This is a genomic window from Pseudomonas sp. CYM-20-01, assembly GCF_023169845.1.
GTDB classification, from domain to species: Bacteria; Pseudomonadota; Gammaproteobacteria; order Pseudomonadales; family Pseudomonadaceae; genus Aquipseudomonas; species Aquipseudomonas azotoformans.
Genome location: NZ_AP025169.1, coordinates 3,411,610 through 3,436,760, shown reverse-complemented (window position 1 = coordinate 3,436,760; position 25,151 = coordinate 3,411,610). Strand labels below are relative to the sequence as shown.

22 protein-coding genes are annotated in these 25,151 nt (G+C 63.0%); 15 read left to right on the top strand and 7 right to left on the bottom strand.

What is annotated here, in order from left to right:
* Positions 1-110: 110 nt before the first annotated feature.
* Entirely contained in the window at positions 111-491 is a 381-nt protein-coding gene (locus M2497_RS15315; protein WP_248481367.1) for a fe2+ zn2+ uptake regulation protein, read from the top strand.
* A 6-nt stretch (positions 492-497) separates the two neighbouring features.
* Here the strand turns inward: M2497_RS15315 and M2497_RS15310 are convergent, their stop codons facing one another.
* The 6 genes from M2497_RS15310 to M2497_RS15285 form a co-directional block, all read right to left on the bottom strand.
* On the bottom strand, positions 498-686 hold the full coding sequence (locus M2497_RS15310; RefSeq protein ID WP_248481366.1) for a hypothetical protein: 189 nt from the start codon (positions 684-686) through the stop codon (positions 498-500).
* A 122-nt stretch (positions 687-808) separates the two neighbouring features.
* Positions 809-1,555: an ABC transporter permease gene (locus M2497_RS15305; RefSeq protein ID WP_248488209.1), complete on the bottom strand. Its 747-nt coding sequence runs from the start codon at positions 1,553-1,555 to the stop codon at positions 809-811.
* Between the two features lie 11 nt (positions 1,556-1,566).
* Positions 1,567-2,766 (bottom strand): ABC transporter substrate-binding protein, encoded by a 1,200-nt coding sequence (locus tag M2497_RS15300; protein ID WP_248481364.1) that lies wholly within the window; start codon positions 2,764-2,766, stop codon positions 1,567-1,569.
* Complete coding sequence (locus M2497_RS15295) at positions 2,753-3,556, bottom strand: ABC transporter ATP-binding protein (RefSeq protein ID WP_248481363.1); 804 nt, start codon at positions 3,554-3,556, stop codon at positions 2,753-2,755. Before M2497_RS15295 ends, M2497_RS15300 begins: the two co-directional genes overlap by 14 nt.
* Positions 3,553-4,614 carry an acyl-CoA dehydrogenase family protein gene (locus tag M2497_RS15290; protein ID WP_248481362.1) on the bottom strand — a complete coding sequence of 354 codons (1,062 nt, stop codon included), beginning with the start codon at positions 4,612-4,614 and terminating at the stop codon, positions 3,553-3,555. The genes M2497_RS15295 and M2497_RS15290 overlap by 4 nt, the downstream gene beginning before the upstream one ends.
* 35 nt (positions 4,615-4,649) lie before the next feature.
* Positions 4,650-5,210 (bottom strand): carboxymuconolactone decarboxylase family protein, encoded by a 561-nt coding sequence (locus M2497_RS15285; protein ID WP_248481361.1) that lies wholly within the window; start codon positions 5,208-5,210, stop codon positions 4,650-4,652.
* 102 nt (positions 5,211-5,312) lie between these two features.
* Between M2497_RS15285 and M2497_RS15280 the strand changes: the two genes are divergently transcribed.
* Positions 5,313-6,218 carry an AraC family transcriptional regulator gene (locus M2497_RS15280; RefSeq protein WP_248481360.1) on the top strand — a complete coding sequence of 302 codons (906 nt, stop codon included), beginning with the start codon at positions 5,313-5,315 and terminating at the stop codon, positions 6,216-6,218.
* Here the strand turns inward: M2497_RS15280 and M2497_RS15275 are convergent.
* Positions 6,215-7,126, bottom strand: coding sequence for a LysR family transcriptional regulator (locus M2497_RS15275; protein ID WP_248481359.1), 912 nt, complete (start codon positions 7,124-7,126; stop codon positions 6,215-6,217). The two genes, M2497_RS15280 and M2497_RS15275, sit on opposite strands and share 4 nt — an antisense overlap.
* 119 nt (positions 7,127-7,245) lie before the next feature.
* Between M2497_RS15275 and M2497_RS15270 the strand changes: the two genes are divergently transcribed.
* From M2497_RS15270 to glgX, 13 genes are all read left to right on the top strand, one after another.
* Entirely contained in the window at positions 7,246-8,241 is a 996-nt protein-coding gene (locus M2497_RS15270; protein ID WP_248481358.1) for an aldo/keto reductase, read from the top strand.
* A 134-nt stretch (positions 8,242-8,375) separates the two neighbouring features.
* Positions 8,376-10,370 (top strand): methyl-accepting chemotaxis protein, encoded by a 1,995-nt coding sequence (locus M2497_RS15265; protein ID WP_248481357.1) that lies wholly within the window; start codon positions 8,376-8,378, stop codon positions 10,368-10,370.
* A 78-nt stretch (positions 10,371-10,448) separates the two neighbouring features.
* A complete protein-coding gene (locus M2497_RS15260) occupies positions 10,449-10,907 on the top strand; it encodes an SRPBCC family protein (RefSeq protein WP_248481356.1) in 459 nt (152 codons plus the stop codon).
* Positions 10,908-11,004: 97 nt separating this feature from the next.
* Positions 11,005-11,451 carry a DUF411 domain-containing protein gene (locus tag M2497_RS15255; protein WP_058426721.1) on the top strand — a complete coding sequence of 149 codons (447 nt, stop codon included), beginning with the start codon at positions 11,005-11,007 and terminating at the stop codon, positions 11,449-11,451.
* Positions 11,448-11,891 (top strand): YqaA family protein, encoded by a 444-nt coding sequence (locus M2497_RS15250; RefSeq protein ID WP_248481354.1) that lies wholly within the window; start codon positions 11,448-11,450, stop codon positions 11,889-11,891. Before M2497_RS15255 ends, M2497_RS15250 begins: the two co-directional genes overlap by 4 nt.
* Before the next feature lie 56 nt (positions 11,892-11,947).
* A complete protein-coding gene (locus tag M2497_RS15245; protein WP_248481352.1) occupies positions 11,948-12,949 on the top strand; it encodes an alpha/beta hydrolase in 1,002 nt (333 codons plus the stop codon).
* 26 nt (positions 12,950-12,975) lie between these two features.
* Complete coding sequence (locus tag M2497_RS15240; RefSeq protein ID WP_248481351.1) at positions 12,976-13,929, top strand: D-2-hydroxyacid dehydrogenase family protein; 954 nt, start codon at positions 12,976-12,978, stop codon at positions 13,927-13,929.
* Between the two features lie 521 nt (positions 13,930-14,450).
* Positions 14,451-16,004: a glycogen synthase GlgA gene (glgA, locus tag M2497_RS15235; protein WP_248481349.1), complete on the top strand. Its 1,554-nt coding sequence runs from the start codon at positions 14,451-14,453 to the stop codon at positions 16,002-16,004.
* Between the two features lie 20 nt (positions 16,005-16,024).
* On the top strand, positions 16,025-17,770 hold the full coding sequence (gene treZ, locus M2497_RS15230; RefSeq protein ID WP_248481347.1) for a malto-oligosyltrehalose trehalohydrolase: 1,746 nt from the start codon (positions 16,025-16,027) through the stop codon (positions 17,768-17,770).
* The gene (malQ, locus tag M2497_RS15225; protein WP_248481345.1) at positions 17,767-19,851 is read left to right on the top strand and encodes a 4-alpha-glucanotransferase; all 2,085 of its coding nucleotides are present in this window, start codon (positions 17,767-17,769) and stop codon (positions 19,849-19,851) included. Before treZ ends, malQ begins: the two co-directional genes overlap by 4 nt.
* Positions 19,848-22,598 (top strand): malto-oligosyltrehalose synthase, encoded by a 2,751-nt coding sequence (locus M2497_RS15220; protein WP_248481343.1) that lies wholly within the window; start codon positions 19,848-19,850, stop codon positions 22,596-22,598. Before malQ ends, M2497_RS15220 begins: the two co-directional genes overlap by 4 nt.
* Positions 22,599-22,622: 24 nt before the next feature.
* The gene (locus M2497_RS15215; protein WP_248481341.1) at positions 22,623-22,871 is read left to right on the top strand and encodes a DUF2934 domain-containing protein; all 249 of its coding nucleotides are present in this window, start codon (positions 22,623-22,625) and stop codon (positions 22,869-22,871) included.
* A gap of 119 nt (positions 22,872-22,990) precedes the next feature.
* Positions 22,991-25,150, top strand: coding sequence for a glycogen debranching protein GlgX (gene glgX / locus M2497_RS15210; RefSeq protein ID WP_248481339.1), 2,160 nt, complete (start codon positions 22,991-22,993; stop codon positions 25,148-25,150).
* Position 25,151: the final 1 nt, after the last annotated feature.

Here is a 25,151-nt window from a genome sequence, read left to right as displayed (position 1 = left end):
ATACTGACGAAATTTCTACATCCGACACTTCATGATTTTGCTCGCTCGTTCGTCTTATCAACTAAGAGCACTCATTTTTTCCTGATCAGGCTCTGATAAGGAGTTTTTGCATGTACAACCCGCAAGTGCCCACGGATGGACATTCACAAATGGCCGAGGCCAGTTTCGGCAGCGGCCCGCAAGCGTTCGGCAAAGCGCCCGAACAGCACGGCAACCAGCGCATCCGCCATCTGCTCAAGTGTTTTGGCTTGCGTACCAGCCTGATCCGGCTGAAGGTCATCGACGCCCTGCTCACCGCTGCCGACAACCAACGCACCCTCGGCGTGCGCGGCGTGCACAGCCATTTGCTGGAGCTGGGCATTCCGTTGTCGTTTCTCAGCGTGCGCGAAGTGCTCAAGCGCCTGTGCAGCGAGGGCGTGATCACCCTCAATGCGGACAAAAGCTACAGCCTCCATGAAGAGGCTGCCAAGGTACTCGAAGGCCGCGCCTGATCGCCTTTAGAGCTTGACCTTGCGGCGCATGATGCCGTTGATCACCACCACGACCACTGCGACGGCAATGGCGATGGTCTGGAATGTCTTCTCACTGATGACGCCGGTGTTCTGCAAGTAGGACAGGCCAAACATCGTCGCCAATACGGTCAGGGCAATCAGAATCGAATATTTCAAACGCTGCTTTTGGGTCATGACGGGTTCCTGAACCTGAAAAATGTAGCCACTGTGAATCGCCGGACCTGCCTTACGCACGATGGCGAGCAGGTCCGACAGGCGCTCATGTTACAGGCGCGGGAATACTTTGGCTCGGTCAATCAGCCAGCATGCACCCAGCGCTGGTGCAGCCACCGCGCAAACGCATCGAGCGCAAACCCCAGCAAACCGATCAGCACCACCATCGCCATCAGCTCCGAATAAGCCAGCCGATCACGGGTATCGAGGATGTAATACCCAAGCCCCGCACTGACCCCCAGCATCTCGCAAGGCACCAGCACGATCCACAAAATGCCGATGGCCAGGCGCACACCCGTCAGCACATGCCCGACCACGCCGGGAATGATCACCCGGCGCAAGGTCTCCCAGCGGGTCGCGCTCAAACTGGCACTCAATTGCAACCAGCGTGGGTCGAGCTGACGCACACCGGCAGCGGTATTGAGCATGATCGGCCACACAGCGGCAAAGGCCAGCAGGAAATAAATCGGCTGGTCGCCTACGCCCATCAGCATCACCACGATAGGCATCCACGACAGCGGCGAGATCATGCGCAGAAACTGGAACGCCGGCGTGGTCGCTGCCTCCAGCTTGCGCGAGCTACCCACTAGCAGCCCCAACGGCACGCCCACCAGCAAGGCCAGGAACAGTCCGACAAAGATGCGCTTGAGGCTCACGGCAATGTGTAGATACAACTCCCCGCGCCCGAGCAATTCCCATAGGCTCGCGGCCGTGGCAGCCAGGGAAAAGCGTGCCGACAAGCCGTCCGCCGCGCCAAACACTGTCACCCCTAGCCACCAAAGCAACAGCAAGCCCGCCAAGCCACTCAACCCGAGCAACCAGCCCGGGATTTCACGCGTGTTCAAACGCCAATCTCCTCATGCCGCTCAAAGCCATCAGGCAAACCAAAGGTCTTCATGCCGCCCACGGACTCGATGGCGTTGCGCACGAAGCGGTCGTCCACCAGGTCCTTGGCGACAAATGCCGGGTCCAGGTCGGCGAGGAATTTCTTGTCGCCCTCGATAAGCGTGTCCTTCAGGCGACGTACCAGTTCCTCGGTGTAACTGGGGAATGGGTAGGGTTGGAAATCGATACGGTGTTCATCCCAATTGGCGTGCCGGATCGCGCCGTCCGCCAGGTAGGCCGCGCGGTCGGCGGCGGCCGGTGCCAGCACCTTGCTCAACACCGGCTCGGCGTGTGGGGTGTAGCGGTTCGGACCGTCCTTGGACAGCAGCTTGACTGCCTCTTCGCGGTTGTCGCGGGTCCAGACCTGCGCCTTGACGATGGCATTCACCACCTTCTGCGACCACTCCGGGCGATTCGTCAGGTCGTGCTCGTGCATGAACACCACGCAGCACGCATGGTTGCGCCACACGTCGCCGGTGAAGCGCTGCACGCGACCGACCTTGAGGTTTTCCGCCAGGGCGTTGAACGGCTCGGCGACGATGTAGCCATCGATGCGCTGGCTGGCCAGGGCCGGTGGCATGTCCGACGGTGGCAACACGATCAGGTTGACCTCATTGGCCGCAATCGCACTGCCCGCCGCCCGCGCCACCGGCGTGAGGCCGTTGTCACGGAACAGCTGCTGCACCACCACGTTATGGATCGAATACCAGAACGGAATCGCCACCGACTTGCCGCCCAGTTGCTTCACGTCAGTGATGCCCGGCGCCACGGTCAAGCCCGAGCCGCCCACATGGTTCCACGCCACCACTTTGGCCGGCACCTTGCTGCCATAGCGTGCCCATACGGTCATCGGTGACAACAAGTGAATCACGTTGACCTGGCCCGAGATGAACGCCTCGATCACCTGCGCCCAACTGCGCAGCAGCACCGGGCGCTCGGCCTTGATGCCTTCGGCTTCGAACAGGCCATTGTTATGCGCCACCAGCAACGGCGTGGCGTCGGTGATCGGCAGGTAACCGATGCGTACGGGGGCGTCCGGCTCGCTGGCGGCGCGGGCCTGCAGACTGCTCAGCAGCGGCAAGGCTCCGGCGGCACTGAGCACGGCGGAGAGTTTGAGAAAGTCGCGACGCGAGTGGGTCAGGTCATCCAGGCACATGGGCAGGCTCCAGCAGGTCAAGTGAGTTGGGTTGGGGGCGGCTCGCCTGCCGTAGGGTTTTAAGGATATCGATGCGCAGCGCGCCGATGGCTTCCACCTGTTCTTCGCGCGGTTGCGGCAGGTCGATCAGCCACTCGCCCAACGTCCGCGCCGGGCGGTTGCCCAGTAGCAGGATGCGGTCCGACAACAGCAGCGCCTCGTCAATGTCATGGGTAATCAGCACGGCCGCCGAGCCTTGCTCGCGGTTGACTTTGAGCAGCAGGTGCTGCATGTCGGCGCGGGTCACCTCGTCGAGGGCGCCGAAGGGCTCGTCCAGCAACAGCACCTGGGGCTGGCGCGCCAGGCAACGGGCCAGTGCCGTACGCTGGGCCATGCCGCCGGAGAGCTGCGCCGGGAAGTGCTGGCGCGCATGCTCCAGGCCGACGGCGGCGATGGCGTGGTCGACACGCTGGCGGCGTTGCTCAACGCTCAAGTGGGGTTGACGAGCGAAGTCCAAGCCGAAGGCGACGTTCTTTTCCAGGCTCAGCCAGGGCAACAGGCTGGGGTCCTGGAAGGCCACCGCCACGCGCGGATGAGGCCCATCCACGGGTTCTCCGAGCACCCGCACACTGCCGCCCTGCGGCGCCTGCAAACCGGCGAGCACCCGCAACAGGCTGGACTTGCCCACCCCGCTGGGGCCAAGGATCGACACCACTTCACCGGGCTGCAGTTGCAGGTCAAAGCCCTGCAACACCGGCCCGCCGGCATACCCCAGGCAAATCCCCCGGGCGTTCAATACGGCGTTCGTCATAGGTTGGCCTGGCGCTGCAACTCGGTGCGCAACTGCACCAGGCTCGGGGTCACGATGGGCACAAACGCGGACTCACGCCAGCGCCGCGCAAAGCCACTGCCGTGGGCGGTGAGGTAGGCCTTGCCGCCGCTGGCCTGCAACTCCAGTTGCACGGCGCTGGCAGCCGTTTCGGCCAGGGCGATGCGCAGCTTGAACAACGGCACCGGTTCGGCCGCAAAGCGTCCGGCCAACAGGCCGTTCTTCAGCTCGGTGACCAGGTGATCCAGCGTCACGCGCAGCGTTTCCAGTTCTTCGCGCAACACTGTACGGGTCGCGCCCAAATGGTTGGCCACTTCCGCCAGGGAACGCCGGGCCAGGCCGATGGACATGCCGCACTGCAACCCCAGGAACGCCGGGCGCACTGCCGGCAAAAACTTGCGCGCATCCTCATGCAGCAACCAGTCGCGACTCAACTCCACGCCTTCCAGCCCCAGGGCCGCGGTATTGCTGGACTGCAACCCCAGCAGTTCCAGGTCGCGGGAGCGCTGCAAGCCGGCCACCGCGTCCGGAATCGCCAGGATAAACGGCGCACCACCGCCGACCTGCTCGATGGCAGCCGCAGCGACAAAACCGCTTTTGCGCAGGTTGGTCACCCAATGCAGCCGGCCGTTGAGGGTCCAGCCGTTGTCGGTGGGCTCGGCGCTGATCTGCAAGGCCTCGATACCGGACAAAAACTTCATCGCGTTGGACAGCCCCGTGGCCCCCGCCAACTTGCCGCTGAGCAGGTCCGGCAACAGTCGCTCACGCAGCTGCGCATTCGGGCTTTGCAGCAAATATTCGATAAACGAACGCTGGCCCCAGCACACAAACGCCGCCGCCAGGGAATGGCTGGCAACATTGGCGATGGCCTCCACTGCACCCGCCACATCCCCGCCCAGGCCACCGAGTTGAGCCGGTACGCCGATACGCAATACATTGGCCTCTGCCAGCCGTGGCAGCACTTCCTGTGGATCGCAACTGCCCACGTCCAGGGCCTGCGCTTGAACATCGAGCCAACGGCTCAAGATTGGGTCAAGCATTGATGTTTCTCCTTTTCACAGCAGGTGGGCCATCTTCAGCTTGCCGGTTTTTCCCAGCGGTATTGCGCCAGCTCCGGGTTCAACGGGGTGCGCGCAAACACGTTAGCGAAGTTGCACAGGGTTGCCAGGCTCACGCCCAAAATAACTTCCAGCGCCTGGCCCTGGGTATAACCGGCGGCGAGGAACGCGTCAAAACCGGCATCGCTGACATCGCCACGGGTGGCGATCACTTCGCGGGTAAACGCAGCCAGTGTTTCGTAGCGGGCATTCGGCAGTTCGCCGCGTTGGCGCAGGGCGTCGATGACTTCTTCCGGCAATTTGGCCTTGTTGCGTGCCACGGCAGTATGGCCGGCCACACAGAAATCGCAGCCGTGGGTGGTGGCGGCGATCAGTTGCACCACTTCGCGATCAGCCAGGCTGAGTTCGGCCTTGGCGTTCAGCCCGGACACGGTGATGTAGGTCTCCAGCGCCGCCGGGGCGTTGGCCAGTACTGCCAGCAGGTTGGGGATGAAACCCGAGCCTTTCAGCGCGTTTTCCAGGAAGGGCTTGGCCGCTTCCGGCGCGGTTTCAGGGGTGAGCAAGGGTACACGGGACATGGAGTGGTCTCCTGATGGGTTCGTGTATCCAGTCTGTTGGTTATAAAAAATCGTCTCAATAGTCTAAAGTAGCGATTACTTGCTCTTGAGTCTTTCCATTAGATGAATTCGTCCAGTGCACTTGTCGATTGGTTATTAGACAGCCTCGAACTCGACACCAGCTTGTTCCATGTGGGCCGCTATTGCGGCGACTGGCATGCGAGTACCCATGGCCTGGCAAGCGCGAGTTTCCACCTGATTGTGCAGGGCCAGTGCTGGCTGCATATCGACGGCGACGCCACGCCGCATCGGCTGGATAACGGCGACGCGGTGTTCCTGTTGCGGGATTTGGAGTATCGCCTGTCCGGTGAGCCCACGGCTGCCGGCGCCCAGGAATGCCCCCGTGTACCGATGGAGCCCCTGGACAGCGCCGCCCACGACGGCGTCGGCCTGGTCTGCGGGTTCTTCCATTTTCAGTCAGGCCTATCGGCGATGATCGTCGACAGCCTGCCCGCCTGGATCATCCTGCGCGCAGGCGACCCTTCGCTTACCGCCGCGCGCAACCTGTTCGAACTGATCCTGCAAGAGTGCGAGCGCGTGCCGGCGCCCTCTTCGGCCCTGCTTGAACGGCTGTGCCACCTGCTGTTCCTGTATGTCCTGCGCCAACAGGTGCTGGACAACCGTGAACTCGGCGGCCTCGCGGCGCTGGCCCGGCAACCGGCGTTCGCCAACCTGCTGGAACAGTTGATCGCCCATCCCGCCGACGCCTGGACCCTGGAAAGCATGGCCGCCTGTACCGGGCTGTCACGCTCGGCGTTTTTCAAGCGCTTCAATGAACTGTGCGGACAGTCGCCGGGCCAGGTGCTGCTGATGATGCGCATGCGCCATGCCTGCCAGCTGTTCAAGCAGGACCAGACCGTGGCGGATGTGTCGCTGGCCGTGGGGTATCAGTCGGTGGCGGCGTTTACCCGTGCGTTTCACAAGGTCACCGGGCAGCAGCCTGGGGCGTATCGCAAGGCCCAGGCCTAGCGCTGCAAACCAGTGCCGGGCCGGGCGCAAAGCTCGATCAGCCAGTCTACAAATACGCGTACTCGCTGGGACAGTTGGCGGTGTGGCGGATACAGCGCCGACAGGGCCATTTTCGGCACCGCCAGGCTGGGCAATACCTGCACCAGGGTACCTTCTGCCAGTTGACGCGTCGCGTGGTAAGCCGGCGCCTGGATCAAGCCGAACCCGGCTTCACAGGCAGCGAAGTAGCCGTCGGAACTGTTCACCGCCAAGCCTTTTGACAGGTTGAACGTGCGCAATTGGCCGTCGACTTCAAACTCCAGGCCAAAGCGTTTGCCCGTGACGCTGGAGACGTACTCGACCATCTGATGGTTGGCCAGGTCCTCCAACGATGCCGGAACGCCCCGGCGCGCCAGATATACCGGGCTCGCCAACGTCAGTTGATCCATCATCGCCAGAGGCCGTGCCACCAGCGATTCATCCAGGGCCAGACCACCGCGCAGCACGCAATCCACGCCTTCACGGATCAAGTCCACCGGGCGGTCGTTGAGACTGATCTCCAGTTCGATCTGGGGATAGCGGGCCGTGAATGTCGGCAATGCAGGGATCACGATCAAGCGCCCGATGCCTGACGGCATGTCAACACTCAAGGTGCCGCGCGGGTTCTGGCGTTGCGTGGAAAATACCGCCTCGGTTTCCTCAAGGTCCGACAGTAATTGCACACAGCGCTGGTAATACGCTGCGCCATCCAGCGTCGGGCTGACTTGCCGCGTGGTGCGCTGCAACAGTTGCACGCCTAGGTGTGCCTCCAATTGCTTGATCAACACCGTCACCGAGGCGCGGGGTAGTTGCAGGCTGTCGGCGGCCTTGGCAAAGCCACGCAGTTCGACGATACGGGTGAACACGCGCATCGCGTTGAAACGGTCCAAGGGGCGGTTCCTTGCGCTGATTATTTAGATATTACGAATAGTGTTAGTGCTTTTAGCCGGTTTATCCAGGTTTTGTCGAGCGTGACAATGCAGGCCTTCCCATCCAAGGAGCAACACCCATGCATACCCGCCAACTCGGTACCCACGGCCCACTCGTCTCAGCCATCGGCCTCGGCTGCATGGGCATGAGCGATTTCTACACCCCCGGCAGCGACACCCGCGAAGCCATCGCCACCTTGCACCGTGCGCTGGAACTGGGCATCAACTTCCTCGACACCGCCGATATCTATGGCCCGCACACCAACGAAGCACTGATCGGCAAGGCCATCGTCGGCAAGCGCGACCTGGTGTTCCTGGCCAGCAAGTTCGGCATCGTGCGTGACCCGGCCAACCCTGCCCTGCGTGGCGTGAACGGCCGCCCTGAATACATCCGCAACGCCATCGACGGCACCCTGCGCCGCCTGGGTGTGGAGACCCTCGACCTGTACTACCAGCACCGCATCGACCCGGACGTCGCCATCGAAGAAACCGTCGGCGCCATGGCCGAGCTGGTGCACCAGGGCAAGGTGCGTTACCTGGGCCTGAGCGAAGCCTCCGCCGCCACCCTGGAACGTGCCCACAAGGTGCACCCGATCAGCGCCCTGCAAAGCGAATACTCGTTGTGGAGCCGCGACCAGGAACACAACGGCTGCCTCGCCACCTGCCAGCGCCTGGGCATCGCCTTTGTGCCCTATAGCCCGCTGGGCCGTGGCTTTCTGACGGGTGCGCTGCAAAGCCCGGACGACTTCGGCGCCGATGACTACCGCCGCTTCAGCCCACGTTTCCAGGGCGAGAACTTCGCCAAGAACCTCGAACTGGTCAAACAGGTGCAGGCGCTGGCCGCCGACAAAGGCATCAGCGCCGGGCAACTCGCCTTGGCCTGGGTGCTGGCGCAGGGTGATTTCATCATTCCGATTCCCGGCACCAAGCAGCGCAAATACCTGGAGGAGAATGTCGCCGCGCTGTCGGTCAGCCTCAGCCCGAGCGAACTGGCGGCCCTGGAGGCGATCTTTCCCGCCGAGGCCCCCGCTGGCTTGCGCTACCCCGAGGCGGTGATGGCCATGCTGGATATCTGAATCGAAACCGCGCCGCTCACCGGCGCGGTTTTTTCTTGCACGATAGTACCTAAAGCTCCGCCCTGCCAAGCCGATAGCCCTACGAAGCTCTAACAAAGCCGCGTCGATAATAAACGCTTCGTAAGGACGACCCCATGCCCCCACTGCGCTCCATCCAAGCCCGCTATACCCTGTTCCTGGTGCTGTTCGTCCTGGTGTTATTTGTGTTGACCGTAGTGGGTATCGGCCAGTTGGTCGCGCCCAAGCTGCAGCACACCGAAGAACAGGTAGTGCTCAACCGTATCGCCGAGGTCGCCGAGCAGATCCAGGGCGAACTCAACAAGGTCCAGTCCCAGCAACGCAGCATCACCCAGACCATTCCATTGCTCGACAGCGATGCCATCGACAAGGTCCTGCCGGGCCTGGTCGACCAGTATGGCGAGCTGAAAGTCTTCGGCGGCGGTATCTGGCCGCTGCCCAACCAGCGCACTCCGGGGCGCAACAAGCACAGTACGTTCTGGCACCGCGATGCGTCAGGCAAGCTGGCCGTGAACACCTTCTGGAACAGCGACCCAGCGCCCAACTATTACGACCAGAGCTGGTACAAGGGCGGCCTCGCCTCGCCTCGTGGTCAATGTGCCTGGGCCGCCGCCTACAAGGACGACGCCAGCCAGGAGCCGCGTACCAACTGCGCCATGGCCATCCAGCGCGACGGCGTGCCTTATGGCGTCGCCACCATCGACGTGACCCTGGGCTTCTTCAATGACTTGGTCGCCAGTAAAGAGAAAGACATCGGCGGGCAAATGCTGATCGTCGAAGGCGACGGCAAGATCATCAGCAACAGCTCGCGCATCAGTGGCCCGGTGGTGTTGAAAAACATCAGCGAACTCACCGGCACCTCGGCATTTGCCGCCCAGGTCAGCAAAGCCCTGGCCCACCGCGACCAGGCGCTGCAACGTAGTGAGTTCGACAACCAGGGCGTGTCCAGCACCTTCTACATGCGTCCCATCGAAGGCACGCCGTGGTTCCTTGCCACTGCCCTGCCGACGTCGCTGATCACCGCCCAGCGCAATGACGTGCTCGGCACCCTGGCGCTGTTGCAGATCCCGATGGTGGTGCTGCTGGTGCTGCTCGCGGCGTATGCGATCCGCCAACTGGTGCAGCGCATGAAGACGCTGAAGGCCAATATCGACGCGCTTTCCGCCGGCGACGCCGACCTCACGCGACGCATCACCATCCGTGCCGAAGACGAACTGGGTGCCATCGGCCATTCGGTGAACCGCTTTATCGTCTACCTGCAAAACATGATCGGCGAAGTGACCCAGGCCACCGGCGCCATGTCGTCGAGCCTGGCGCAGTTGCAACAGACCTCGGCGCATACCAACCAGATCCTGGTGCGGCATGCCTCGGAGACTGACCAGACGGTGACCGCCATCACCGAAATGAGCTCCACCGCCGACACCGTGGCGCAAAACGCCGCCGAAACCGCCGCATTCACCCAGCGTGCCAACGAGCACGCCGACCGTTCCCGCGTGGTGGTCGGTGAGGCGTCCAACAGCGTCAGCGCGTTGATCGGTGAAGTCTCCAGCGCCACCCACAGCGTGGAGAACATGCGCCAGGACGCCGCGCGCATCACCGAAACCCTCGGCGTGATCGGCGCAATTGCCGGGCAGACCAACCTGCTGGCCCTCAACGCCGCCATCGAAGCGGCGCGGGCCGGCGAACAAGGCCGTGGGTTTGCGGTGGTGGCCGATGAAGTCCGTGCGCTCGCGGCACGCACCCAGGCCAGTACCTCGCAAATCAACGACATGCTCACGCGCCTGACGGCAGGCGTGAGTTCCTCGGTGGCGGCCATGGAAAACACCCAGGCCAGCTGCCAGTCGGCGGCGGACGCCACGGCGCGGGTGAACACCGGGCTGGATGAAATGGCCGGCTCCGTCAGCCATATCAACAACCTCAGCACCCAGATCGCCACGGCCGCCGAGCAGCAAAGCGCGGTGACCGAGGAGATCAACCGCAGCATGGTGCAGATCCGACAAATGGTCGAAGAGCTGGTACAGAGCGGCCACGCCACCGAAAACAATACCCAGAGCCTGCTCGAGGCGAATGGGCGGGTGATTACCCTGATGAGTCGTTTCAAGGTGTGCTGATAAACGGCTGAAACACTCCCGTGCAATGTGCGGGAGTGGGACTATTCTGACAGTTCGAAGACGCACAGGAGGTGTGCCATGCGCGCAGCCGAGCAGTCGGTCCGCTTGGAGCGGATCAGTCAGGAACGCTTTATCCAGGCGCCCATCGATGCCGTTTATGACTATGTGACCCAGCCGGATCGCTGGCACGAATGGCATCCCACGTCCCTCGGTGCCGACACCGGCACCACCGGCTCACTCCCCGCCGGCGCCCGCTTCACCGAAATGATCGACCTGCTGGGGGTACGCGTACCCATGAGCTACCGCGTGCAGATCGCCCGGCGCCCCGGCGAGTTCAAGACCGTGTTTACGTCCCTGGCCGTGGATGGTTCGATTCATTACTTTCTCATGCCCCATCAGGGCGGCACGCTGTTCAAGCGGGTGCTGACCTATGAAACCGAACTGCAACTGGCCACCCTGCATGAACGCATGATCGAGCTGTCGGCGATTGCCCTGGACCAGCTCAAGCACCGGCTGGAAAACCCACCGCTCGTATAATCTTGAAACATTCTCGCCCTGCAGGCGCTGGCTTGCCCGCGATGACGTCGTCATGATCGCCGCCATCCCAATAGTCACCTCCTGCACGCGAGATCCTATGAAAACCCCATTGCGCCTGGCCCTGCTGTCCACCCTGTTCACCGCCACCCTGGCCCAGGCCGCCGACCTGATCCCCATCGACGTGCACCGCGACGCCAACTGCGGTTGCTGTAAAAAATGGATCAGTCACCTGGAAAGCAACGGCTTCAAGGTCAATGACCATGTCGAAGCCGACATGAGCGCCGTCAAGCAACGCCTGGGCGTAGCGCCGCGCCTGGGTTCGTGCCACACCGCCGTGATCGACGGCAAATTCGTCGAAGGCCACGTGCCCGCCGAACAGGTGCTGGCCCTGCGCAAACGCGACGACCTGCTGGGCGTCGCCGCGCCGGGCATGCCCATGGGCTCGCCGGGCATGGAAGTGGAAGGCCGCAGCGAGGCCTATCAGGTCATCGGCCTGACCCGTGAGGGTAAAGACGTGGTGGTGGCTGAATACCCGGCGCAATGATCGCGGGTTACCTCGGGCTATTCTTCGCGGCGTTCGGCGCCGCGACCTTGCTGCCCCTGCAATCGGAAGCCGTGCTGGTCGGCCTGCTGCTCAGCGGGCATTACAGCCTGTGGCTGTTGCTGGGTATCGCCACCCTGGGCAATGTGCTGGGCTCGGTGGTGAACTGGTGGCTGGGGCGTTGGGTGGAGCACTTCAAGGGGCGGCGCTGGTTTCCGGTGAATGACCAGCAACTGGAAAAAGCCCGCAAGCATTACCAGCGCTGGGGGCATTGGACGCTGTTGCTCAGTTGGGTGCCGATCATTGGCGACCCGCTGACGTTGGTGGCCGGGGTGATGCGCGAGCCGTTGTGGCGATTCCTGTTGCTGGTGACCCTGGCCAAAGGCCTGCGTTATGGCGTGCTGGCCGCCGTGACCTTGCAATGGGTGTTAATCCCCACTTAATCGCTAGTTAATCCTTGGGCAACAGCATCCGAACCCTCTTTCTCGGAGCCCTGCCCATGCCTCTGTTCCGCGCTTTTTGCATCGCTGGCCTGCTCACGGCCACCGCCGCCCCGGTATTTGCCGCCACCTACGGTCCTGAACTGCAAGGCTTTGAATACCCCTATCCGCTCAAGCATTTCGAGTTTCAGTCCCAAGGCGAATCCCTGCAAATGGGCTACATGGACGTGCCGGCCAAGGGCAAGCCCAACGGTCGCAGCGTGGTGCTGATGCACGGCAAGAACTTCTGCGGCGCCACTTGGGAAGGCTCGATCAAGGCCCTGAGTGACGCCGGCTACCGGGTGATCGCACCGGACCAGATCGGCTTCTGCAGCTCCAGCAAGCCTGATCATTACCAGTACAGCTTCCAGCAACTGGCGCTCAATACCCACCAACTGCTGGAAAAGCTCGGTGTTCAGAAGGCCACCCTTATCGGCCATTCCACCGGCGGCATGCTTGCCACGCGCTACGCCCTGATGTACCCCGCGCAAACCGAACAGTTGGCGCTGGTCAATCCGATCGGCCTGGAAGACTGGAAAGCGTTGGGGGTGCCGTCGCTCAGCGTCGACCAGTGGTACGCGCGTGAGCTGAACGTCAGCGCCGAGGGCATCCGCAAGTACCAACTCAATACCTACTACGTGGGGCGCTGGAAGCCGGAGTACGAGCGCTGGGTGGACATGTACGCCGGCCTCAGCAACGGCCCCGGGCATACGCGGGTCGCATGGAACTCGGCGCTGATTTACGACATGATCTTCACCCAGCCGGTGTACTACGAGTTCAAGGACCTGAAGATGCCGACGCTGCTGCTGATCGGCACATCGGACAACACCGCCATCGGCAAGGACGTCGCGCCACCAGCCGTCAAAGCCAAGCTCGGCAACTATGCCGTGCTGGGTAAACAGGTGGCCAAGCTGATCCCCCGCGCTACCCTGGTGGAATTCCCGGGCCTGGGGCATGCGCCGCAGATGGAAGAACCGGAGCAGTTCCACAAAACGCTGTTGCAGGGGCTGAATGCCCTTTAATCCAAACTTTTTCGAGGCACTCGTGAATGTCGGTACAGATTGCAGTCATTGATGATTGGCAGGACGTGGCCAGGGGCGTGGTGGATTGGTCAGTCCTTGAAGCGGTGGGCCAGGTGCACTTCCTGCACGATTACCCGGCGGATACCGCCACGATGATCGAGCGTTTGCGGGAGTTCGAGGTGATTTGCGTGATGCGCGAGCGCTCCAGCTTCGACAAGGCCCTGCTGCAAGGCCTGCCCAAGCTCAAATTGCTGGTGACCGGCGGCATGCGCAACGCCGCCATCGACATTCCCGCCGCCAAGACCCTGGGCATCCAGGTCTGCGGCACCGACAGCTATAAACACGCAGCCCCCGAGCTGACCTGGGCGTTGATCATGGCCTCCACCCGCAATCTGGTGGCCGAAGCCAACTCGTTGCGTGCCGGCGACTGGCAGGTGGGCCTCGGCGGCGACCTGCACGGCAAGACCCTGGGGATTCTCGGCCTGGGCAGCATTGGCCAGAAGATCGCGCAGTTTGCCCAGGTGTTCGGCATGCGCGTGATTGCCTGGAGTGAAAACCTCACGCCGGAACGGGCAGCCGAGGCTGGTGTGACGTGGGTCAGCAAGCAAGCGCTGTTTGAACAGGCGGACATTCTTACCGTGCACTTGGTACTCAGCGACCGCAGCCGTGGGCTGGTGGATGCCCAGGCGCTGGGCTGGATGAAACCCGGCGCGCGCCTGGTCAACACTGCACGCGGGCCGATTGTGGATGAACAGGCACTGGTGCAGGCCCTGGAAAGCGGCCGCCTGGCCGGGGCGGCGCTGGATGTGTATGCCGAGGAGCCATTGCCGGCGGATCACCCGTTTCGCAGGTTGCCAAATGTGCTGGCCACCCCGCACGTGGGCTATGTGAGCGAGCAGAATTACCGGCAGTTCTATTCACAGATGATCGAAGACATTCAAGCCTGGGCCAAAGGAGCGCCCATTCGCGTGCTGGGCTGATGCACCATCCCAGGGCGCTCCGCACAAGCGCGGCGCCCACCCGACCTTGTAGTGAGCAGGCTTGCCCTGCGCTGGGGCGCGCAGCGGCCCTGAATATCGGTTCAATCTTCGAAAGTCCCGGTTGGGAGCGCTTCGCACTCCAGCGCAGGGCAAGCCTGCTCACCACAGGAACCGGCGGTTTCTGCAAGAGCATATGGTTACAATTTTTTTGTCCTACAAAATCTTCCTAGAAACCCTACAGGCTCTGGGATCTGTCCTAGACTCATGACCGATGGGTCCGTTCCAAAACAAAAACCCCGCAGAAAATCTAAACTTTTCAACTCGGCCATTGGTCAAGTTTTAAGGTACGACGAGCACACACGGTTCCAGCCCGATGCCCGTCCATCCAATCTATATCTGCCAACCGTGCAACTGGCATAAGCCTTGCCAGATCTGTACAGCGCTTGTGCGCGTGGCCGCAGGATGCGGTCGACGGAGTTAATGGCAGCCGGCCATTAGCCGACCAACACGTGGAGAGAACTATGATCAGTGCCGCAGCAAGTATTCAGGGAGAGCGTGTTAGTCAGACCGTTGGCGGGGCAACCGCGTTGGCTGACCTCACCACGGTGCGGCCGGTTCCCACCTACAACCCCAACCGCAAGAAAGTCCTGTTTGTGACCTCCGAGTTCGCCGACCTGGTGAAGACCGGCGGCCTGGGCGACGTCTCCGCCGCCCTGCCCCGCGCCATGGCCCACCTGCACGATGTGCGGGTGCTGATCCCCGGTTATCCGCAGGTGATGGAAAGCGACAACCCGATCCATATCATCGGTGAGCTGGGTGGCCACGCCGCGCTGCCGCCGTGCAAGATCGGGCGCATGGACCTCAAGGATGGCCTGGTCATCTATGTACTGATCTGCCCCGAGCTCTACGAGCGCGAAGGCACGCCGTACGGCGCCAACAACGGCCGCGACTGGCCGGACAACCATATTCGCTTCGCCCGCCTGGGCCTGGCCGCCGCCGACATGGCCGCCAACCTGGCGCAGATCCACTGGTGCCCGGACCTGGTGCACGCCCACGACTGGCCTGCCGGCCTGGCCCCGGCGTACATGCACTGGCGTGGGTCACGCACGCCAACCCTGTTCACCATTCATAACCTGGCCTATCAAGGCGTGATCAGCCTGGCGTCGACGCCAGAGCTGGGCATTCCACCCCACGCCCTGCAACAGGAAGGCATGGAGTTCTACGGCAAGATGTCGTTCCTCAAGGCCGGCATGGCGTATTCCAGCCACATCACCACAGTGAGCGCCACCTACGCCCGGGAAATCACCACACCCGAGTTCGGCTGCGGCCTCGATGGCTTCCTGGCCAGCAAGACCCAGCAAGGGTTGCTCAGCGGTATTCCCAACGGCATCGAAGACAGTTGGGAAACCTCCACCGACCCGCACCTGACGCACAACTTCAACATTGGCGACTGGGACGGCAAGGCGGTCAACGCCGCCCAGGTGCGTAACCTGTTCGGCCTGCATGACTCGACCGGCCCGCTGTTCGCCGTGGTCTCGCGCCTGGTGTTCCAGAAAGGCCTGGACCTCACCGAAGCGGTGGCCAGTTTTATCGTCGAGCAAGGTGGGCAGATCGCGATTATCGGTCGTGGCGAGCCGGAAGAAGAAAATGCCATGCGTGAACTGGCCCTGCGCTTTCCCGGCCAGATCGGTGTGCGCATCGGCTTCAACGAGACCGATGCGCGCCGCATGTTCGCCGGCAGCGATTTCCTGCTGATGCCGTCGCGCTACGAGCCCTGCGGCCTGAGCCAGATGTACGCCCAGCGCTTCGGCTCGCTGCCCGTCGCCCGCAACACCGGCGGCCTGGCCGACACCATCGAAAACGGCGTGACCGGCTTTCTGTTCAATGAATCCACGGTCGACAGTTACAAAGAAGCCTTGAGCCGCGCGTTCAAGGTGTTTGCCTTCCCTGGCCTGCTCAATGCCATGCGCAGCCGGGCGATGACCCAACCGTTCAACTGGAGCCAGGCGGTGGAACCCTACGCCGAACTGTACGAGCAGCTGGTGGCTAAAGCACTGGGGAAATCCGCTAAATAATCAACGGGAGGTCTCTATAGATGCCGTTACGGACTCTGGAAACCTGGCCCCACGGCGCAATCATGCTGGACGCGCAACACACGCGTTTCGCCTTGTGGGCGCCAGACGCGTTTTATGTCAGCGTTGAATTGGAACACGGCAAGTCCATTGCCATGCTGCCCCAGGCAGATGGCTGGTTTGAAACCGAAATAGCGTGCCCGGCGGGCACGCGCTACCGCTTCAATATCGATGGGGAAATGGATGTACCCGACCCCGCGTCCCGCGCCCAGGCCGCCGATGTGCACGGCTGGAGCGTGGTGGTCGACTCCCTCGCTTATCACTGGCGCCACAGCACCTGGCAAGGCCGCCCCTGGCACGAGGCGGTCATCTATGAACTGCATGTCGGCGCCATGGGCGGTTATGCCGCCATCGAAAAGCACTTGCCACGCCTGGCCGAGCTGGGCGTTACCGCAATTGAATTGATGCCGCTGGCGCAATTCCCCGGTGATCGCAACTGGGGCTATGACGGGGTCCTGCCCTACGCGCCCCAAGCTTCCTACGGCACGCCCGAACAGCTCAAGCACCTGATCGACAGCGCCCATGAGCACGGCCTGGCGGTGATCCTCGACGTGGTCTACAACCACTTCGGCCCGGACGGCAACTACCTGGGCCAGTACGCCAAGGGTTTCTTCCAGGAGGACGTGCACACGCCCTGGGGCGCCGGCATCGATTTCAATCGGCGCGAGGTGCGCGACTTTTTCCTGGATAACGCCTTGATGTGGTTGCTCGAATACCGCTTCGACGGCCTGCGCCTGGACGCCGTCCACGCCATCGACAACCCGGACTTTCTCAAGGAACTGGCACACCGCGTGCGCGAGCAGGTGGATACCGGCCGGCACGTCTGGCTGATGCTGGAAAACGAACTCAACCAGGCCAGCCTCCTGCAACAGGATTTCGACGCGCAATGGAACGATGACTTCCATAACGTCCTGCATGTGCTGCTGACCGGCGAAACCGACGCCTATTACAGCGACTTCGCCAAGGAGCCCACGGCCAAACTGGCGCGCTGCCTGGGCGAAGGTTTTATTTATCAGGGGCACACCACCCGGCACGGGCATGAGCGTGGCGAACCCAGTGGGCATCTGCCGCCGAGCGCGTTTGTGGCGTTCCTGCAGAACCATGATCAGATCGGCAACCGCGCCCTGGGCGAGCGCCTGCATCAACTGTGCTCGCCACAGGCACTGAGGGCGGCGACCGCACTGCTGTTGCTCTCTCCGATGATCCCGCTGATGTTCATGGGCGATGAGTCGAATGCCAGCGAGCCATTCCTGTTTTTCACCGATCACCATGGTGAACTGGCAGAAGCGGTGCGCGAAGGCCGTCGCAATGAGTTCAAGGATTTCGCCGCGTTCCAGGACCCGGAACGACGCGAGCGCATCCCCGACCCGAATGCCCTGCCGACCTTTTTGCAGACCACGCCGAACTTTGACGACAACGAACACACCCAGCTCTATCGCCAGTTACTCAGCCTGCGTCACCGTCATATCGTGCCGCATCTACCCGGCAGCATGGCCCTGGGTGCCGAGGTATTGGCCGAAGGCGCCGTGAGCGCCCGTTGGCGCCTGGGCGATGGCAGCCTGTTGCAGATTGACCTCAACCTGAGTGCCACGCCGCTGGATCAGCCGGCGACGGCGCCTGTCCTGTTTGAAACGCCTGCCAGTACCGGCGCACACCTGCCGCCGTACAGCGCACGCGTCACCCTATCCCCTGTTGGAGAGCACCCTTGAGCGAAGCGAACCTGGAAATCCTCGCCAGCCGAGCGGGCCTGGCCGTCGATTGGATCGACGCAAACGGCCGCCCGCAACGAGTGAAACCCGACGCCCTGCGCGCCGTCCTCAAAGGCCTGGGCCACCCCGCCGACACCGATGCCGAAGTCAACGCTAGCCTGCTGGAACTGGAACAGGTGCAACAAGACAAACACCTGCCGCCCCTGCTGACCATCGACAGCGGCGCAGGCCTCGACCTGGCGCGCTACTTCGAACCGGACACATTGTGCCGGGTCAGCCTTGAAGACGGCGAAACCCTGGAGCTGCGCCTGGATGGCGACGCGGTCATGCCCGGCGTCATCGCCCTCGGCTACCACCAGGTGCACATTGCCGACCAGACCTTCACCCTGGCCGTCGCCCCCACCCACTGCTACAGCGTGGCCGCAGCGGTCGACAACCGCCCTGCCCGCGCCTGGGGCCTCAGCGCGCAACTGTACAGCTTGCGCCGCCTGGGCGATGGCGGCTTCGGCGACACCCTGGCCCTGGAGCACCTGGCCCGCTCGGCGGCCGAGCGCGGCGCCGACGCCCTGGCGATCAGCCCGATGCATGCGATGTTCAGCGCCGACACCGCGCGCTACAGCCCGTACTCGCCCTCCAGCCGCTTGTTCCTCAACAGCCTCTACGCGTCGCCGGGTTGCATCCTCGGTGAGCGCGAAGTGCGCAACGCCATCGAGGCCTGCGGCCTAGCGGATGAACTGCACGACCTGGAGCAACACAGCCTGATCGACTGGCCCACTGCCGCCAAGGCCAAACAGCGCCTGCTGCGTGCGCTGTACGAAGACTTCCGCCACGGCCACCACCCGCAACACGCCGACTTCCAGAGTTTCCGCCAGGCCGGCGGTGAGGCCCTGGAAAACCACTGCCGTTTCGAAGCCGTGCAAGCGACCCGCGCCGCTGCCGGTGAAGACCTCGACTGGCGCCACTGGCCAGAAGACTGGCGCACCCCACAGAGCCCGGCATTGGCGCGGTTCGCCGAAGACCACCGTGACGAAATCGGCTACTTCGCCTTTTGCCAATGGCTGATCGCCCGTTGCCTGGAGCGCGCGCAACAAGCCGCACGCGGCAGCGGCATGGGCGTCGGCCTGATCGCCGACCTGGCGGTGGGTGCGGACGGCGGCGGCAGCCAGGCCTGGAGCCGCCAGGATGAATTGCTCGCCGACCTGACCGTGGGCGCGCCTCCCGACATCCTCAACCGCGCCGGCCAGGGCTGGGGCATTTCCGCGTTCTCCCCCGAAGGCCTCAAGCGCCACGGTTTTCGCGCCTTCATCGAAATGCTGCGCGCCAACTTCGCCCATGCCGGCGGCTTGCGCATCGACCATGTGATGGGCCTGCAACGCCTGTGGGTGATCCCCATGGACGCCTCGCCGCGTGACGGCGCCTACCTGTATTACCCGGTGGACGACCTGCTGCGCCTGTTGGCCCTGGAATCCCACCGTCACCAGGCCATCGTGCTCGGTGAAGACCTGGGCACCGTGCCGGACGGCCTGCGCGAAAAACTCATCGCCCGCTCGATCCTGGGCATGCGCGTGTTGCTGTTCGAGCAGAACCACGAAGGTCAGTTCAAGCCGATCCTCGACTGGCCGGACAACGCCCTGGCCACCACCAGCACCCACGACTTGCCGACCCTCAACGGTTGGTGGCACAGCCGCGATATCGAGTGGAACATCCAACTCGGCCTGATCGATGCGCCGACCGTGGAGCAATGGAGTGAACACCGCCTGCGCGAACGCCAGGCACTGCGCCAGGCCTTGAGCCAGGACCCGCAGAACTTTGTCGAAGAGATCCGCAATGAAACCGACCACATGATCGACGCCAGCGTGCGCTACCTCGGCCACACCCGCGCACCGCTGGTGCTGCTGCCGCTGGAGGACGCCCTCGGCGTGGAGGAACAAGCCAACCTGCCCGGCACCACCGACACCCACCCCAACTGGCGCCGTCGCCTGCCGGGTGAGGCGTCTAGCCTGCTCGACAATGCCGGCGCCGCCCGCCGCCTCGAACTGTTGGCCGTCGCGCGCAACCAAGCCTATGAGCGTGACCGATGAAAGCCCTGCCCCTGCGCGCCACCCAGCGCCTGCAATTCCATAAAGGTTTTACCCTCAATGACGCGGTGCCGCTGGTGCCGTATTTCGCCCGACTGGGCATCAGCCACCTGTATGCCTCGCCGCTGCTCAGCGCCCGCGCCGGTTCCATGCACGGCTATGATGTGGTCGACCCCACCACGGTCAACCCGGAACTCGGTGGCGAGCCGGCGCTGCGTCGCCTGGTCGCTGCGTTGCGTGAACACGACATGGGGCTGATCCTCGATATTGTCTCCAACCACATGGCCGTCGGCGGTGCCGATAACCCCTGGTGGCTGGACCTGTTGGAGTGGGGCCGCCTGAGCCCCTACAGCGAATTCTTCGACATTCAGTGGCACTCGCCGGACCCCTTGCTCAAAGGCCAATTGCTGATGCCGTTCCTCGGCAGTGACTACGGCGAAGCCCTGCAGACCGGCACCCTGACCCTGCACTTCGATGCCGACCACGGCGCGTTCTACGTGGAGCATTACGAACACCGCTTCCCCATCTGCCCCAAGGATTACGCCGCGATCCTGGGCACCGATGAATCGCTCAAGCCCCTGGCCGAGCGCTTCAGCGCCCTCGCCTACCAGGACGACGCCTACCACGAGGCCGCGTGGCTCAAGCAAGCGCTGGCCGAGCGCGCCACCGAGGTGCTCCCGGCAATCGAACAACGTTTGACGGCCTTCGACGGGCGTCAGCCCGATGGCTTCAAACGCCTGCATCAATTGCTCGAACAACAGGCCTACCGCCTGGCCAGTTGGCGCACGGCGGCGGACGATATCAACTGGCGGCGCTTCTTCGATGTGAATGAACTCGGCGGCCTGCGCGTCGAGCGCAGCGCTGTTTTCGAAGCCACCCACGGCAAGATCTTCGAACTGATCGGCGAAGGCTTGGTGGATGGCTTGCGCATCGACCATATCGACGGCCTGGCCGACCCACGCGGTTATTGCCGCAAACTGCGGCGCCGCGTGGACTCGCTGTCGCCTGAGCGGCACTTGCCGATCTTCGTCGAGAAGATCCTCGGCGAAGGCGAAACCCTGCGCGACGACTGGCAGGTGGACGGCACCACCGGCTACGAGTTCATGAACCAGTTGTCACTGCTGCAACATCACCCGGACGGCTTTGCGCCACTGGCTGCGTTGTGGACCCGTCACAGCGAACGGCCTGCGGCGTTTATCGAAGAAGCGCAATTGGCCCGTCAGCAGATCCTCAACGGCTCCCTCGGCGGCGACTTCGAAAGCGTGGCCCAGGCCTTGCTGCAAGTGGCCCGCGACGATGTGATGACCCGCGACCTGACCCTCGGCGCCATCCGCCGGGCCTTGCAGGAACTGATTGTGCATTTCCCGGTGTACCGCACCTATATCAGCGCCCGTGGCCGCAGTGCCGCCGACGACAGGCTGTTCCAGCAGGCCATGGACGGCGCCCGCACGACCCTGGGCGAAGGCGACTGGCCGGTGCTCGACCACCTGGCCAACTGGCTGGGTGGCCAGCCGTGGCGCAATCGCCCGGTGGGCCGTGAACGCAAGATCCTCAAGCACGCCTGCGTGCGCTTCCAGCAACTCACTTCGCCCGCCGCGGCCAAGGCCGTGGAAGACACCGCGTTCTATCGCTCGGCGGTATTGCTGTCGCGCAACGACGTGGGCTTCAGCACCGAGCAGTTCAGCGCACCCTTGGCCGACTTTCATGGGGTCAACCAGCAACGCCTGCAGAGCTTTCCCGACAACCTGCTGGCCACCGCTACCCATGACCACAAGCGCGGCGAAGATACCCGCGCGCGCCTGGCGGTATTGAGTGAATGTGCGCCCTGGTACGTCGAGCAGGTCGAGCAGTGGCGCGCCCTCGCCGCACCGCTGAAGGCGGAGGCAAACACGCCATCGGCGGGCGACGAGTTGATCCTCTATCAGGTGCTGCTGGGCAGTTGGCCCCTGGACCAGACCGACGACTTCGAGGGCTACCGGCAGCGCCTGTGGCAATGGCAACAAAAAGCCCTGCGCGAAGCCAAATTGCAAAGCAGCTGGAGCGCGCCCAACGAGGCCTATGAGCAAGGCGTCGAAGCCTTCCTGTCGCGGCTGCTGCTCAGCGATGAAGGCCACACGTTACGCACTGCCATCGGCGCCGCTGCCCAGGCCATCGCGCCGGCCGGTGCGCTCAATGGCCTGGCGCAATCCTTGCTTCGCATGACGGTGCCGGGTGTACCGGACCTGTACCAGGGCGATGAGTTCTGGGACTTCAGCCTGGTCGACCCGGACAACCGCCGTCCAGTGGATTTCAACGCCCGGCAACAGGCACTGGATACCCCACCGGACATCGGCGAACTGTTGTTCAACTGGCGCGACGGGCGTATCAAACAGGCGTTGATTGCCCAGGTGCTGGGCTTGCGCAAGGCCTGTCCCGAGCTGTTCCGCAACGGCACCTACACACCGCTGCAAGTGCACGGCAAACACGCCGAACGGGTGGTCGCGTTCGCGCGTGAATACCAGGGCAAACACCTGTTGGTGATGGTGCCGAGGTGGCCGCAGCACCTGCTTGAAAACGGTGTGCATCCAATGATCAATGCGCAGGTTTGGGGCGATACACGGGTGAAATTACCGTTCGCCGCGTCAACCAAAAACTGGAAGGGACTTTTTCATACAGGCGCAGTCACACCAGACAAGGAGCTGTTGATCAGCACTGCCCTGGGGGATTTCCCGGTCAATGTCTTTATCAATCCTGATGATCAAGAAAGCTGAAAATTCTCTGTGAGGAGCATTGCGATGAGTACTGACGAAAAACGCATAAAAGAGTTGGCGCACCAGATCTGGGAGTCCGAAGGCAAGCCCCATGGGCAAGACGCGCGGCACTGGGAGATGGCGCGCAAACTGGCCGAAGCCGAAGCGCTGACGCCGAGCAAACCCAAGGCCCCCGCCAAGCCCAAGCCACCGGTCAAAGCCAAGCCGGCCGCGAGCAAGCCGGCGCCACCGGCCGCTAAAAAACCACCCGCCGCGAAGAAACCCAAGCCTTAATCCCCCACCTCTTGTCGGCGCTGTCGGCAAGAGGTGATTCCACCTACCAGACTCTCAGCTGAAATTTCGTCGGCACGGCCGCGTTCGGCCTGAAGAAAGACCCTTGCAGGAGCAACTCAATGAGCAAACCCGATAAAACCCCATCGACGCCGGGCAACGAACCGTCGCGAATCCGTGAAGGTTTGCCCTTCCCGCTCGGCGCCACCTGGGATGGCCTGGGCGTCAACTTCGCCCTGTTTTCGGCCAACGCGACCAAGGTCGAGCTGTGCCTGTTCGACGATACCGGCGAGGTCGAGCTGGAACGTATCGAACTCCCCGAATACACCGACGAGACCTTCCACGGCTACCTGCCCGATGCCCATCCCGGGCTGATCTACGGCTACCGCGTGTACGGTGCGTACGACCCGGCCAACGGCCACCGCTTCAACCACAACAAATTGCTGATCGACCCCTACGCCAAGCAACTGGTGGGCGAACTCAAATGGTCGGAGGCGCTGTTCGGCTACACCATCGGCCACCCGGACGACGACCTCAGCTTCGACGAACGCGACAGTGCGCCCTTCGTGCCCAAGTGCAAGGTGATCGACCCGGCGCACACCTGGGGCAACGACCAACCGGTACGCGTGCCGTGGGACCGTACGATCATCTACGAAACCCACCTGCGCGGCATCAGCATGCGCCACCCGTCCGTGGGTGAAGCTGTGCGCGGCACCTGCGCCGGGCTGATGGAAGACGACGTGCTCAAACACATTCGTCAGTTGGGCGTGTCGTCGGTGGAGCTGCTGCCGGTGCATGCGTTCGTCAATGACCAGCACCTGCTGCAAAAAGGCATGACCAACTATTGGGGCTACAACAGCATCGCGTTTTTTGCCCCCGACCCACGCTACCTGGCCAGCGGCAAGATCGCCGAGTTCAAGGAGATGGTCGCGCACCTGCATGAGCAGAAGCTCGAAGTGATCCTCGACGTGGTCTACAACCACACCGCCGAAGGCAACGAGCGCGGCCCGACCCTGTCCATGCGCGGCATCGACAACGCCTCGTACTACCGCCTGATGCCGGACGACAAGCGTTTCTACATCAACGACTCCGGCACCGGTAACACCCTGGACCTGAGCCACCCCTGCGTGCTGCAGATGGTCACTGACTCGCTGCGTTACTGGGCGACAGAGATGCACGTCGACGGCTTCCGCTTCGACCTGGCGACGATTCTTGGCCGCTACCGCGATGGTTTCGACGAACGCCACAGCTTCCTCGTCGCCTGTCGCCAGGACCCGGTGCTGCGCCAGTTGAAAATGATCGCCGAACCCTGGGACTGCGGCCCCGGCGGCTATCAGGTGGGCAACTTCCCGCCGGGCTGGGTGGAATGGAATGACCGCTTCCGCGACACCGTGCGTGCCTTCTGGAAAGGCGATGACGGCCAATTGGCCGACTTCGCGGCACGCATGACCGCCTCCGGCGAGATGTTCAACCATCGTGGGCGCCGTCCCTACAGCTCGGTGAACTTCATCACCGCGCATGATGGTTTCACGCTGCATGACCTAGTGTCGTACAACGACAAGCACAACGAAGCCAACGACGAAAACAATCAGGACGGCAGCAACAACAACCTGTCCTGGAACCACGGTGTCGAAGGCCCGACCGACGACCCGCAAATCAACGCCCTGCGCCTGCGTCAGATGCGCAACTTCTTCGCCACATTGCTCCTGTCCCAAGGCACACCGATGCTGGTGGCCGGCGATGAATTTGCGCGCACCCAGCACGGCAACAACAACGCCTACTGCCAGGACAGTGAGATCGGCTGGATCAACTGGGACCTGGACGAAGACGGCAAGGCCCTGCTCAAATTTGTGAAGCGTTTGATCAAGCTGCGCCTGGCCTACCCGATCCTGCGTCGTGGACGCTTCCTGGTGGGCGACTACAACGAAGACATCGGCGTGAAGGATGTCACCTGGCTCGCGCCGGATGGCAACGAGATGACCACCGAACAGTGGCAGGACAGCCACGGTCGCTGCCTGGGCATGTTGATGGATGGCCGCGCCCAGGAAACCGGGATTCGCCGTCCCGGCGCCGACGCTACCTTGCTGCTGGTGGTCAACGCCCATCACGACATGGTCAACTTCCGCTTGCCGCCGGTGCCCGAAGGTGAGTTCTGGACCTGCATGCTCGACACCAACGAGCCCGCCGTACGCGGCCAGGAACGCTTTGAGTTCGATCACGAGTACGCCGTGACCGGCCGTTCGCTGTTGCTTTTCGAGCTGCAGCGCGAAGACGAGGTGTGAG

What these genes read in the sequence shown, in the direction of transcription:
- M2497_RS15220 (WP_248481343.1), top strand. Translation starts at nt 19,848, where the DNA reads ATGAAAGCCCTGCCCCTGCGCGCCACCCAGCGCCTGCAATTCCATAAA.
- M2497_RS15315 (WP_248481367.1), top strand. Translation starts at nt 111, where the DNA reads ATGTACAACCCGCAAGTGCCCACGGATGGACATTCACAAATGGCCGAG.
- M2497_RS15215 (WP_248481341.1), top strand. Translation starts at nt 22,623, where the DNA reads ATGAGTACTGACGAAAAACGCATAAAAGAGTTGGCGCACCAGATCTGG.
- M2497_RS15270 (WP_248481358.1), top strand. Translation starts at nt 7,246, where the DNA reads ATGCATACCCGCCAACTCGGTACCCACGGCCCACTCGTCTCAGCCATC.
- M2497_RS15290 (WP_248481362.1), bottom strand. Translation starts at nt 4,614, where the DNA reads ATGCTTGACCCAATCTTGAGCCGTTGGCTCGATGTTCAAGCGCAGGCC.
- glgA (WP_248481349.1), top strand. Translation starts at nt 14,451, where the DNA reads ATGATCAGTGCCGCAGCAAGTATTCAGGGAGAGCGTGTTAGTCAGACC.
- M2497_RS15260 (WP_248481356.1), top strand. Translation starts at nt 10,449, where the DNA reads ATGCGCGCAGCCGAGCAGTCGGTCCGCTTGGAGCGGATCAGTCAGGAA.
- M2497_RS15285 (WP_248481361.1), bottom strand. Translation starts at nt 5,210, where the DNA reads ATGTCCCGTGTACCCTTGCTCACCCCTGAAACCGCGCCGGAAGCGGCC.
- M2497_RS15245 (WP_248481352.1), top strand. Translation starts at nt 11,948, where the DNA reads ATGCCTCTGTTCCGCGCTTTTTGCATCGCTGGCCTGCTCACGGCCACC.
- M2497_RS15265 (WP_248481357.1), top strand. Translation starts at nt 8,376, where the DNA reads ATGCCCCCACTGCGCTCCATCCAAGCCCGCTATACCCTGTTCCTGGTG.
- M2497_RS15255 (WP_058426721.1), top strand. Translation starts at nt 11,005, where the DNA reads ATGAAAACCCCATTGCGCCTGGCCCTGCTGTCCACCCTGTTCACCGCC.
- glgX (WP_248481339.1), top strand. Translation starts at nt 22,991, where the DNA reads ATGAGCAAACCCGATAAAACCCCATCGACGCCGGGCAACGAACCGTCG.
- M2497_RS15300 (WP_248481364.1), bottom strand. Translation starts at nt 2,766, where the DNA reads ATGTGCCTGGATGACCTGACCCACTCGCGTCGCGACTTTCTCAAACTC.
- M2497_RS15240 (WP_248481351.1), top strand. Translation starts at nt 12,976, where the DNA reads ATGTCGGTACAGATTGCAGTCATTGATGATTGGCAGGACGTGGCCAGG.
- M2497_RS15280 (WP_248481360.1), top strand. Translation starts at nt 5,313, where the DNA reads ATGAATTCGTCCAGTGCACTTGTCGATTGGTTATTAGACAGCCTCGAA.
- M2497_RS15295 (WP_248481363.1), bottom strand. Translation starts at nt 3,556, where the DNA reads ATGACGAACGCCGTATTGAACGCCCGGGGGATTTGCCTGGGGTATGCC.
- M2497_RS15310 (WP_248481366.1), bottom strand. Translation starts at nt 686, where the DNA reads ATGACCCAAAAGCAGCGTTTGAAATATTCGATTCTGATTGCCCTGACC.
- treZ (WP_248481347.1), top strand. Translation starts at nt 16,025, where the DNA reads ATGCCGTTACGGACTCTGGAAACCTGGCCCCACGGCGCAATCATGCTG.
- M2497_RS15250 (WP_248481354.1), top strand. Translation starts at nt 11,448, where the DNA reads ATGATCGCGGGTTACCTCGGGCTATTCTTCGCGGCGTTCGGCGCCGCG.